The sequence below is a fragment of the Devosia sp. genome, assembly GCF_040509215.1.
GTDB lineage: Bacteria > Pseudomonadota > Alphaproteobacteria > Rhizobiales > Devosiaceae > Devosia.
The window spans coordinates 1-11,340 of sequence record NZ_JBEVLL010000025.1 but is presented as its reverse complement, the minus strand read 5'-3'; the positions used below and the strand labels follow the sequence as shown (position 1 = coordinate 11,340).

The 11,340-nt window shown below is 62.0% G+C and carries 10 protein-coding genes; 6 read left to right on the top strand and 4 right to left on the bottom strand.

Features of this window, described 5'->3' with window-relative positions:
• A partial coding sequence (locus ABW043_RS01225; protein WP_353919424.1) for an aldehyde dehydrogenase family protein occupies positions 1-759 on the top strand: 759 nt, incomplete at its 5' end.
• Positions 760-915: 156 nt separating this feature from the next.
• Positions 916-2,070 (top strand): iron-containing alcohol dehydrogenase, encoded by a 1,155-nt coding sequence (locus ABW043_RS01220; protein WP_353919423.1) that lies wholly within the window; start codon positions 916-918, stop codon positions 2,068-2,070.
• Between the two features lie 127 nt (positions 2,071-2,197).
• Here the strand turns inward: ABW043_RS01220 and ABW043_RS01215 are convergent, their stop codons facing one another.
• Positions 2,198-3,670, bottom strand: coding sequence for a mannitol dehydrogenase family protein (locus ABW043_RS01215; RefSeq protein WP_353919422.1), 1,473 nt, complete (start codon positions 3,668-3,670; stop codon positions 2,198-2,200).
• A gap of 155 nt (positions 3,671-3,825) precedes the next feature.
• Between ABW043_RS01215 and ABW043_RS01210 the strand changes: the two genes are divergently transcribed.
• A complete protein-coding gene (locus ABW043_RS01210; RefSeq protein WP_353919421.1) occupies positions 3,826-4,737 on the top strand; it encodes a sugar kinase in 912 nt (303 codons plus the stop codon).
• A 109-nt stretch (positions 4,738-4,846) separates the two neighbouring features.
• On the opposite strand, the gene ppk2 is transcribed toward ABW043_RS01210, so the two are convergent.
• Positions 4,847-5,701 (bottom strand): polyphosphate kinase 2, encoded by an 855-nt coding sequence (gene ppk2 / locus ABW043_RS01205; protein ID WP_353919420.1) that lies wholly within the window; start codon positions 5,699-5,701, stop codon positions 4,847-4,849.
• Between the two features lie 87 nt (positions 5,702-5,788).
• Here ppk2 and ABW043_RS01200 point away from each other — a divergent pair, with 87 nt between their 5' ends.
• The gene (locus ABW043_RS01200; RefSeq protein WP_353919419.1) at positions 5,789-7,081 is read left to right on the top strand and encodes a sensor histidine kinase; all 1,293 of its coding nucleotides are present in this window, start codon (positions 5,789-5,791) and stop codon (positions 7,079-7,081) included.
• Positions 7,082-7,087: 6 nt separating this feature from the next.
• On the opposite strand, the gene ABW043_RS01195 is transcribed toward ABW043_RS01200, so the two are convergent.
• Both ABW043_RS01195 and ABW043_RS01190 read right to left on the bottom strand, forming a co-directional pair.
• Entirely contained in the window at positions 7,088-7,639 is a 552-nt protein-coding gene (locus ABW043_RS01195) for a gamma carbonic anhydrase family protein (protein WP_353919418.1), read from the bottom strand.
• A 167-nt stretch (positions 7,640-7,806) separates the two neighbouring features.
• Complete coding sequence (locus ABW043_RS01190) at positions 7,807-9,216, bottom strand: protein adenylyltransferase SelO (RefSeq protein ID WP_353919417.1); 1,410 nt, start codon at positions 9,214-9,216, stop codon at positions 7,807-7,809.
• 92 nt (positions 9,217-9,308) lie between these two features.
• Between ABW043_RS01190 and ABW043_RS01185 the strand changes: the two genes are divergently transcribed.
• Positions 9,309-9,971 (top strand): HAD family hydrolase, encoded by a 663-nt coding sequence (locus ABW043_RS01185; RefSeq protein WP_353919416.1) that lies wholly within the window; start codon positions 9,309-9,311, stop codon positions 9,969-9,971.
• A 411-nt stretch (positions 9,972-10,382) separates the two neighbouring features.
• Complete coding sequence (locus ABW043_RS01180) at positions 10,383-11,243, top strand: cell wall hydrolase (protein WP_353919415.1); 861 nt, start codon at positions 10,383-10,385, stop codon at positions 11,241-11,243.
• Positions 11,244-11,340: the final 97 nt, after the last annotated feature.

The window sequence follows — 11,340 nt, the reverse complement described above, 5'->3', positions numbered from 1 at the left end:
TCGGTGGAAGGCGGGCGGCGGATCGAGAAGGCAGCGGCCGGGACTTTTGCCACACTGGGCCTCGAGCTCGGTGGCAAGGACCCGGCCTATGTCCGCGCCGATGCCAATCTCGATTTTGCCGCCGAAAACCTCGTCGACGGGAGCTTCTTCAACTCGGGGCAATCGTGCTGCGGCGTCGAGCGCATCTATGTGCATGCCGACGTCTATGACGGATTTGTCGACCGCTTCATCGGCCATGCGCGTGGCTGGACTTTGGGCGATCCGCTTGATCCGGCGACCATTGTCGGGCCGATGGCGCGTGGCAGTTTTGCCGATCATGTCCGCCAACAGACCGAAGAGGCTGTCCGATCGGGCGCGTCGCGGCATCTCAACTGGAGCGACGGGCGCGATGTGGCTGGCTCGCCCTATCTCTCCCCGGAGGTTCTTACCGGCGTCAATCACCAGATGAGCGTGATGCGCGAGGAGAGCTTTGGGCCGGTTGTGGGCATCATGAAGGTGGCCGATGATGCGGAAGCTATTTCGCTGATGAATGACAGTCCTTATGGGCTGACGGCCTCGATCTGGACCGAAGACCTTGCTGCGGCCGGCCGGATCGGCGCCGAAGTCGAGACCGGAACGGTTTTCGCCAATCGATGCGACTATCTTGATCCCGCGCTCGTTTGGACTGGTGTGAAAGACACTGGCAAGGGGGGCGGGCTGAGCGAGATCGGCTACCACAATTTGACCCAGCCCAAGAGTTTTCATCTGCGGCGGGTTTGAGTGCCCCGCAGTCGTCGTTCGAGGCACTACTGAAAATTTCTCTCCGTTCTATCGTCACCACCGGGCTTGTCCCGGTGGTCCATGCGGAGGTGAGATGGATTGCCGGGACAAGCCCGGCAATGACGACGGAGAGTTAGTTAGGGACACGAGGCCAGAATGACCAAAGCCAACTGGAATTATCCGACCGCCGTCCGCTTCGGCGCGGGGCGTATTGCCGAATTGCCTGATGCGTTGAACGTGGCGGGGATCAAGAAGCCGCTGCTGGTCACCGATGCGGGGCTTGCTGCGCTGCCGGTGACGCAGAAGGTGCTGGCGGATTTGAAGGCCGGGGGCATTGAGGTCGGGCTTTTCTCCGACGTGAAACCCAACCCGATTTCGGCCAATGTCGAAGCCGGCATCAAGGTGCTGCGCGAGGGCGGCTATGACGGGGTCATCGCATTTGGCGGCGGCTCGGGCCTCGATACGGCCAAGGTGATTGCCTTCATGGCCGGCCAGACGCGGCCGATGTGGGATTTTGAGGATATCGGCGACTGGTGGACGCGGGCCGATCCCAAGGGGATTTTTCCGATTGTCGCCGTGCCGACAACGGCTGGGACCGGCTCTGAGGTGGGGCGCGCCGGCGTTATTACCGATGAGACGACGCATACCAAGAAGGTGATCTTCCATCCGCTGATGATGCCCAAGGTCGTCATCGCCGATCCTGAACTGACGGTGGGCATGCCAAAGTTCATCACCGTGGGTACGGGGATGGATGCGCTGGCGCATTGCCTCGAAGCCTATTGTGCGCCGGGCTATCATCCGCTGGCCGATGGCATTGCGGTGGAAGGCATTCGGCTGGTCTTTGAGAACCTGCCTAAGGTGGCGGCTAATCCCAATGATATCGAGGCGCGCGGCCATATGATGAGCGCGGCGGCCATGGGGGCGACGGCGTTCCAGAAGGGGCTGGGGGCTATTCATGCGCTGAGCCATCCGGTGGGGGCGCTTTATGACACCCATCACGGCATGACCAATGCGGTGTTCATGCCCTATGTGCTGGTGGCGAATAAGTCGGCCATCGAAGGCAAGATCGCGCGGCTGGCGGCGTATTTGGGGCTGGCGCCGAGCTTCGACGCGTTTCTCCATGCCGTGATTGGGCTGCGGCTACGCTTGGAAGTGCCGCATACGCTGCGAGACTTTAAGGTCGATGGTGAGCAGCGGGACAAGATTGGCGATATGGCGATTGTCGACCCGACGGCGGGTGGAAACCCGGTGGAGCTGACGAAAGAACGGGCGCTGATGATCTTTGATCGGGCGCTGGAGGGGGTGGTTTAGGGCCCTTACGGCCCGACCACTCTCTCGGCGTCATTCCCGCGAAAGCGGGAATCTACCCTTTTGGAAACAGAGATTCCCGCTTTCGCGGGAATGACACCGTGGGAACAGCGAGTGCGCTGGCTACCGGTCAGCCAGCCACTTGCTTCGCCGTCGCCTTGGCGCCTTCATCGAAGAGGCTTTCGAGGTGACCCACCACAGTGTCGCGGAACACTGCGTTGCCGGCCAGATCCGTGCGGAACACTTCGGTCAGGCTCGACAGGCCCTCATAGAGTGCCACCGGGTCATCGCCAGCATCGGCCGATATCGCCATCATCTTGAGCGCATGCGGGTCCCTGACGTCGATCTCATTGCCCGCTTCATCGACGCCCGTCACGTAGCGCATCCAGGCGGCGACGCCGAGGGCGAGGCGGGTGATCGGCTGACCGGCCTTGAGGCGATCGCGGATGGTGCCGAGAAGGCGCTGGGGCAGTTTTTGGCTGCCGTCCATGGCGATCTGCCAGGTGCGGTGTTTCAGGGCAGGATTGCGAAAACGTTCGAGGAGCTGGTCGCGATACAAGCCGAGATCGGTGCCCGGCATATCCAGCGTCGGCATGGCTTCTTCGGTCATTAGGCCGTGGATGAGCTTTACATATGCCGCGTCGCCCATGACCTCGGCAATGTATTGGTAGCCGCCGAGATAGCCCAGATACGCCATTGTGGAGTGCGAGCCATTGAGCATGCGCAGCTTCATCAGCTCGAACGGTTCGACGTTCTGGACCAGTTGCGCGCCGACCTTTTCAAAGGAGGGGCGGCCGGATGGGAAATGGTCTTCGATCACCCACTGGGTAAAGGGCTCGGTCATGATCGGCCAGGCGTCTTCGGCGCCGATGAGGTCGGTCACTTCAGCTCGGTCGGCATCGGTGGTGGAGGGCACGATGCGGTCGACCATGGTCGAGGGGAACGCAACCGTTTTGACCCATTCGCCGAGACCGGCGTCACGCAGCGCGGCAAAGCGGGTGACGATGCGCTTGGCGGTTTCGCCATTGGAGGGGAGATTGTCGCAGCTCATCACCGTGAAGGGCGCGATGCCGGCGGCTTTGCGGCGGGCGAGGGCTTCGACGAGCATGCCTGGGGCCGATTTCGGCGCGGCGGGATTGGCGAGATCGTGGACAATGTCGGGATGACGCTGGTCGAGTTCGCCAGTCGCCGGGTCGTGGCAATAGCCCTTTTCCGTGACGGTGAGCGACACGATGCGGATAGCGGGTGATGCCATCAGGTCGAGGAGAGCATCGCGCTCGGTATTGGCGTCCATCACCGAAAGAATGGAGCCGATGAGGCGCGGATGCGTGCCGGCCGCGTCGCGCACGGCGATGGTGTAGAGCCCGTCTTGGGGTTCGAGCGCTTCCTTGGTGTCGGGGCGGCGGAGGCTGGCGCCGACAATGCCCCAGCTTGGGTCCTGGGCGAGGAGATCGTCGACATAGACGGCCATGTGGGCGCGGTGGAAGGCGCCGATGCCCAGATGCACGATGCCGGGCGTTACCTTGGCCCGATCATAGTTCGGCACGCCGATGCCCGGCCTGAGGGAGCCAAGGGTGGTAGGGCTGAGGCGCGGGCTGGTCATGACGGCTCCGTGGAATACAAATCGGGCGCAGCATAGTGGCTTCCAATCTTGTATGGAAGACTGCTTAGCGCTAGGTACGTTTGTTTATGGGCTGAAGGCTTGTCCGCGCAAGCGGCGCCCGGCATAAGCCTTTGGAGGAATTGGGGAGGATGGCCATGGCCGGCAAGCGGATCGTCAGCATTGGCGAGTGCATGATCGAAATGAGCGGCGGCGAAGATCGTACCTATCGCTTGGGCTACGCTGGCGACACGCTCAACACTGCCTGGTATCTGCGCGCGCTGCTCGGAAAAGACTGGGGCGTCGACTATGTGACGGCGCTGGGCAAGGACCGCTACTCGGACGATATCCGCGCCTTCCTCAAGACCAATGACATTGGCACCGACCACATCGGCACGATTCCCGAGCGGCGGCCGGGGCTCTATATGATCCACCAGGACAAGGGCGACCGGCACTTTACTTATTGGCGCGACCAGTCGGCGGCAAAGCTTCTGGCTGATGACAAGTCGGCGCTGCAAAAGGCGGTCGAGGGCGCAAGCCTTGTCTATTTCTCCGGCATTACCCTTGCCATTCTGGCGCCCAAGGCACGCGGACGCTTGCTTGGGGCCATCGTCAAAGCGCGGGATAATGGCGCCAGGATTGCCTTCGATACCAATCTGCGACCGGCTTTGTGGTCGAGCCCGCGGGTGATGGCTTCGGTGCTGACGGCGGCGGCGAGCCTTTGCGATATCGTGCTGCCGACGCACACCGACGAAGCGCCGCTCTTTGGCGACAAGAACGTGGATGAGACGGCCGACCGTTATCTCGAACTGGGCGTCGAGGAAGTGGTGGTCAAGGACGGGGCCAAGGAGGCACTGATCGCAACGGCCTCCGAGCGGGTGCGGATTTCGCCGAAACCGGCCGAGAAGGTGGTGGATGCCACCGGCGCCGGGGACAGTTTCAATGGCGGCTATCTCTCGGCGCGGTTGAATGGGAAATCCATCCGCGAGGCGGCGGAGAACGCGCATCGTGTGGCGGGGATTGTCATTGGCCACAAGGGTGCGCTGGTGGAGCCGAAGTTTTTGAAGTAGGGCCGCAGTTCGTCACCCTCGGGCTTGCCCCGAGGGCTCTGTACTGAAGTGTAGTGTCCTCGGGTCAAGCCCGAGGATGACGTTCAGTGGCTGGGATGGGCAGAGGAGACTACTCCCCATCCATCTTCAAGAATTCGTCCGCGCTCAGCACGATCTTGTCGTCGATCTTGCCGATCGCCTTCCTGTCCTTGCCCTCATATTCAAAGCCATTGAGCAGGGTGCGGATGACATTGATCCGCAGCCGGCGCTTGTCATTGGCGCGGATGATCGTCCAGGGAGCGTGCTTGCTGTCAGTGTGCTCCAGCATGCGGTCGCGAGCCTTGGAATAGTCGTCCCATTTGCTCAGCGCTTCGAGGTCGATGGGCGAGAGCTTCCAGGTTTTGAGGGGATCGTGCCGCCGATCGTGAAAGCGCTTCAATTGCATTTCGCGGCCGATGGAGAGCCAGAATTTGAAGAGCCGAATACCATCTCGGGTGACGCGCTTCTCAAATTCCGGCGCCTCCTGAAGGAACAGTTCGGTCTGTTCGGGGGTGCAAAAGCCCATGACCGGTTCGACCCCGGCGCGATTGTACCAGGAGCGGTCGAACAGCACCATTTCGCCTGCCGCCGGCAGCCAGTCGCTATAGCGCTGAAAATACCACTGCGTGCGCTCGCGGTCGTTCGGCTTGGGCAGCGCCGCGACGAGATTATAGCGCGGGTTGAGGTTTTCCATGATGGTCTTGATGGTGCCGCCCTTGCCGGCAGCGTCGCGGCCTTCGAAGACGAGAACGATGCGCTCGCCGGCCTTGGCCATATGGGCCTGCAGCTTTACGAGCTGCTTTTGCAGCGCATAGATCTGCGTGTCATACTCTTCACGGTCGAGTTTCTTGTCATAGGGAAAGCCACCGGATTTGAGCGCTGCCTTATCGATGGCGGCGGGCAGTTCGGGGTTCTCGATATCAAAGCCAGTAAGGGGATCGCTCACGCTGTCGCTCCATTGTCACAGGTACCGTGCTAGAAGTTTCGATCCCGCGCAAGTGGCGGGAGTAAGCGCTTGATTCGGCAGTCAAAAATGGACGATTCCCAGTCGCCCCAGACATTGCTGCGCGGCCAGGCTATTCTGGCGCGCATCACCAATTATGCCGGGCTCCTGCTGGGGCTCGCCGGCCTCTTTGTCGCGCTGGTGCTTTTCGGCAATTTGCGGCCCGATTTTGCTGCGCTCGGCTATGTCGTAGCGCTGGCCTTTGTTGCTTTCCTCCCCATGCCTATCCGAACTGTTACGCGTATCGTCGAGGCGCCGGCTATTGCCTTGCTGCCCGAAGGGCAGGACCAGGACGTCATGGCCGCCTTTGCCGAGGCGCTGGGCGAATCCTGCCTCGTGCTCGACCGGCGCGGCACGGTCGCCTATCGCAATCAGGCAGCGGCGAGCCAATATCCCAACGTGCAGAACGGCAAGGTTCTGACCCTCGTTATGCGCAATCCCGAACTGGTCGCGGCGGTGGATGCTGCCCTGCGCTCCGGTACGCCGCATAGTTTTGAGCTGCACGAAACACTGCCGAGCGAGACCTGGGACCGCGTGACCGTCGCGCCCATTCGTAGCCCCGGCAGCGACTGGCTCGAGGAAGACGACCGGCACCTGCTCGTGACCTTCCAGAGCCTGACGGAATTGAAGCGCGTCGATGCCATGCGCACCGATTTCATCGCCAATGCCAGCCACGAATTGCGCACGCCGCTGGCTTCGCTGCTTGGCTTTATCGATACCCTGCTCGGGCCGGCGGCGCGCGATGCCGTGGCGCGTGAAAAATTCCTCGGCATCATGCGCGGTCAGGCCGACCGGATGAGCCGGCTGATCGACGATCTACTGAGCCTGTCGCGCATCGAAATGTACCAGCATGTGCGCCCGACGGGATCGGTGGATCTCGCGGGGCTTTTGCGCGAAGTGCGCGAGGGGCTGCAGACCCAGGCCAAGGCGGCCGAGCTCGACGTGGTGCTCGATCTGCCCGAGGGGCCAGTGATGGTCGTGGGCGACCGCAACCAGCTCTATGAAGTGTTCGAAAATCTCGTCGACAACGCCATCAAATATGGCGCCGATGGCAAGACGGTGGATGTGTCGCTGACCCCCGTCGATCGCGGCGGTTTTAAGCATCTCGTCAGCGTGGTCGATCATGGTCCGGGCGTCGAGCCCGAGCACGTGCCGCGCATGACCGAGCGGTTCTATCGCATTGAAGTCGAGACGAGCCGCAAGAAGAAGGGCACTGGCCTTGGCCTCGCCATCGTCAAGCACATCGTGCAGCGCCATCGCGGGCAGATTTCCATCAAGAGCAAGCCCGGCGAGGGCCTGCGCGTCGATGTTATGCTGCCATAGGGTGGCTCAGGCCGGGTCGAAATCGCCCGGCGGATGCACTTCTACCAAACCTGTCGCAAAGCGCTTGGCGTTCTTCACATAGCGATCGGCTGAAGCCGTGAGGCCGGCAATGGCTTCCTCATCGAGCAGGCGAATGACCTTGCCCGGGGCGCCGACGACGAGGGAATTGTCGGGGATTTCCTTGCCTTCTGTGATGAGCGCATTGGCGCCGATCAGGCAGTTCTTTCCTATTTTCGCGCCATTGAGCACGGTGGCGCCCATGCCGATCAGCGTATTGTCGCCAATGATGCAGCCATGGATGATGGCGCTGTGGCCGATGGTGCAGTTTTCCCCGATCGAAAGGGGAAAACCCTTGTCGGTGTGGAGTACGCTGTTTTCCTGCACGTTGGAGCGCGCGCCAATAGTGATGGGTTCGATGTCGCCCCGCGCAACGACGCCGAACCAGATGCCGACCTCGGGGCCGATATGGCAGGCGCCGATCAGCACGGCGGTCGGAGCAATCCAGCCCACATCGGGAGAGATTTCCGGGGTGATCCCGTCGAGGGCGTAGATGGGCATGGGGTCCTCCGTGGTTTTGAGAGCAGTCTACTCGGCTGGCGGCGAGGCCGGTACCCCCACCCTTGATCCCTCCCCACAAGGGGGAGGGAGACGATGGAACCGTAGAGCCTCAGCCTGCGCTTCCCTCCCCCTTGTGGGGAGGGAATGAGGGTGGGGGTTATGTGAGGTCAGATTTTCACCCGATAGGCCGCGCGCATCTCGGCGATCTCGCTCAGCGTCTCATGGAACAGCCCCCAATCGTCGCGCTCAGCGATCGGCGCCCAGATGGCTTCCATCTCTTCGATCAGCATGGTGCGCGGCTTTTCGCGGGCGAAATAGGGATGGGCGAGGTTGACGTCCGAGGCCGGTCCGAAGGTTTCCAGCAGGTCTGCCAGCGGCCGGAACGCGTCCGTCGCGTAAAATTCGGCGGAAGGACTGCGCGCCGCGCGTTCGGCGCTGAGGCTGCCGCCACGCCAATCGAAGAAGAATTGCTCATAGGGCGCCTTGCTGGCGGAAAGAAAGCCGAAGAGCGCGGTGACAAAAGCGTTGTTGCTGTCCTCGTCGCGGGGCGACAGGCCGAGGCGGCGGAGCATGGCGAGGGGTAGTTGTGTCCGGAAGATGGGCCAGACCGTGTTCAGCGCCGGCTCCAGCGCCTCGATATTGGAGAGCGGCAGCAGGCATTCGGCGAGGCGCGTGAGGTTCCAGGCGAGCGTGTCGGGCTGGCGACCAAAACTATAAAGGCCCGTCTGGTCGAAATAGGCGGCCGTGAAGTCGGGATCGTAGACCGGTAGGAAGCGCCAGGGGCCGTAGTCAAAGCTTTCGCCGGTGATGTTGATATTGTCGGTGTTGAGCACGCCATGCACAAAGCCTGCGGCGATCCACTGCGCGCCGAGAACAGCGACCTTTTCGACCACCGCTTCGAGCAGGGCGGCAGTCGGGTCGGCGGCGTCGGCAAGGTGCGGATAGTAGTTGGCGATAGAATAATCGACGAGGCGGCGGAGGTTGTCCGTGTCCTCGAGATAGGCTAGCCGCTGGAACGTGCCGATGCGGATATGGCTATGGCTGAGGCGGGTCAGAACGGCCGAGCGGGTCGGCGAGGGTTCGTCGCCGCGATAGAGTTGCTCGCCGGTTTCGACCAGGGAAAAACTCTTCGAGGTATAGACGCCCAAGGCTTCGAGCATTTCGGTGGCCAGCACTTCGCGCACGCCGCCCTTGAGCGTCAGCCGGCCGTCGCCGCCGCGCGACCACGGGGTCTTGCCCGAACCCTTGGTGGCGAGGTCAAGGAGCCGCCCATCCGCGGGGTCAACGCACTGGGCAAACAGAAAGCCGCGCCCGTCGCCGAGATCGGCGTTGTAGGAGCGGAACTGGTGGCCATGATAGCGCAGCGCCAGAGGCTGCGGTAGCGAGCTGGGCAGGGGCTCGAAACGGCCAAAATGCTTCAGCCAATCTTCGTTTGTCAGATCGCCAAGGCCAATCCGTTCGGCCCAGCGCTGGTCGCGCTGGCGCAGGATCGTCTGCGGAAAATCGGCCGGGGCCACGGGGTCGAAAAAATCCGCGCCAAGCTCTTCGTGGCGGCGGGCGGGAATAAACTGGGTCATGGGCTCTAAACGTTTCCGCGCCCGCTTTTCGCAAGGCTTGCTTGCGGCGCCAAGTCTGGCGCCCGGGGTCAAATCGGCCTATATCATTTGAGATGATACAGCTTGCACCATTTCAGGCCGCCATCTTCGATATGGACGGCACCTTGCTCGACACTGAAGCCGTCTTCAAGACCATCGTCTTCGAAGTCTGTACTGATCTCGGTTTCGAAATGACCGACGATGTGCATCGTTCCATGGTCGGGGGCAGCCACGAGCGCACCAATCAGCTTCTGCTCGAAGCCTATGGCGTCAGTTTTCCCTATGCCCTGTTCGACGAAAAGTGCCGCGTCAGCATGCGCGCCCGCTCGCATGGCGGCGTCCCGGTTAAGCCTGGCGTGCACGATTTCATCGCCGCGCTCCACGCCAACAATATCCCGACCGCGGTAGCGACCTCCTCGCGCAATCCGCATGCCCAGCACCACCTGAGTGCGGCGGGCCTGCTCGATCTTTTCGAGACGGTGGTCACGCGCGATGACGTGACCCATCCCAAGCCGCACCCCGAGCCCTATCTGACGGCGGCGAGCCGGCTCAAGATCGACCCGGCCAATTGCCTCGCGCTTGAGGACAGCCTTGCCGGGGTTCATGCTGCGCATGCCGCCGGCATGCAGACGATCATGGTCCCCGACCTCGTTCATCCCAATGACGAGGTCTTGGCGCTTGGCATTTCCGTGATGGAAAGCCTCGTCCACGTCCATAAGGCGGCCTTCCCGCACTGACGGAAAAGACCTTGGCGGGCGATATTTGCGCCCGCCTTGACGTAAACGGCAGGCAAGGATTCTGTGTTGCCGCCGCATCGGTCTGTTAAGAATCAGACGCGCTAAAAAGCGCATAAAATTCTAACTTCTTCCGAAAACCTTTGATCAGCATATAGCAAGCCCATGAATTTCATGGGTTTTCAAGATCGGCTTTGCGCATTAACCGTGTTTTAAGAAGCTAAGGCGCATGGTTAACCAGCCGTAAATTTTGGCTTCCATCTCTTTACGGGCTTGGCTAGTGTGCCCCCGCAAAGACGGATTGCGAATGCGATCCATCCAGAAGGCCCACCGGAGGTAACGGTAGGGCTCAGGGGCAAGGACTGGGCATTGACTTCAAGCTGGGGGCACAGGTTCTCGCGCGCCGCTTTCAAAGTGGCTGCACTTGCCGCGACGGTTTTCGTCGCTGGCGTGATTGCCTCGCCTCTCGTTGTTCATGCCAACGAAACCGACTTTGTGTTGCCGCTCGAAATTCCGGCTCCCATCGCCCAGGTTCGCAGCCAGCCCGCTCTTGGCGCCACCATGGTGCCGGTCGCGCCTGGCCAACAGCAACTGACCGATGCGCTTCTGTCCAACTACGTCGCGCGCCAGCACAAGCTCCGTTCGGTCGATGTGACCGAAGGCGGGCTGCAGCCGGCTCTCTCGACTGAAATGCTGATGGGCTATATCGCCCGCGGCTCGCTCGATGGCGGCAATACCGCGCTGTCGGCCATCGACAGCTTCATGAAGCCCGCCGCGCCGACGCATCAGCCGACGGTTACGCCGGACCTGCTCGCTGCCTACGTGGCCAGCGGCTACCAGCCGACCGCCAAGCGCGCCGAAGTTGCCAATGCCGAGCGCGATTGCCTTGCCCAGGCGATCTATCACGAAGCCCGCGGCGAAAGCGCTGCCGGCCAGCTCGCGGTCGCCAATGTCATCGTCAACCGCGCCCGTTCGGACAAGTATCCGTCCTCGCTCTGCGGCGTGATCTATCAGGGCGCCAATCAGGGCCGCTACCGCTGCCAGTTCACCTTTGCCTGCGATGGTCGCGGCGATGCGCCGGGCGAACGCCAGGCCTGGGCTCGTTCCATGGCGCTCGCCAAGGACGTCTATGCCGAATACGCGACCGGCGCAGAAATCGGCGCCATTCCGGACTCGGCGCTGTTCTACCACACCACCAATGTCCGCCCGTCCTGGTCCTACACGTTCAGCCGCGTAGCCGAAGTCGGGGCGCACATCTTCTATTCGCCGAACTGATCTTTTCCCGACCGGGAAATGAAAAGGGCGCCAGTGGCGCCCTTTGTTTTATTCGGCTGCCTGCAGCAATTGCGGCCCGGCGTCCGCGTCGGCCTCG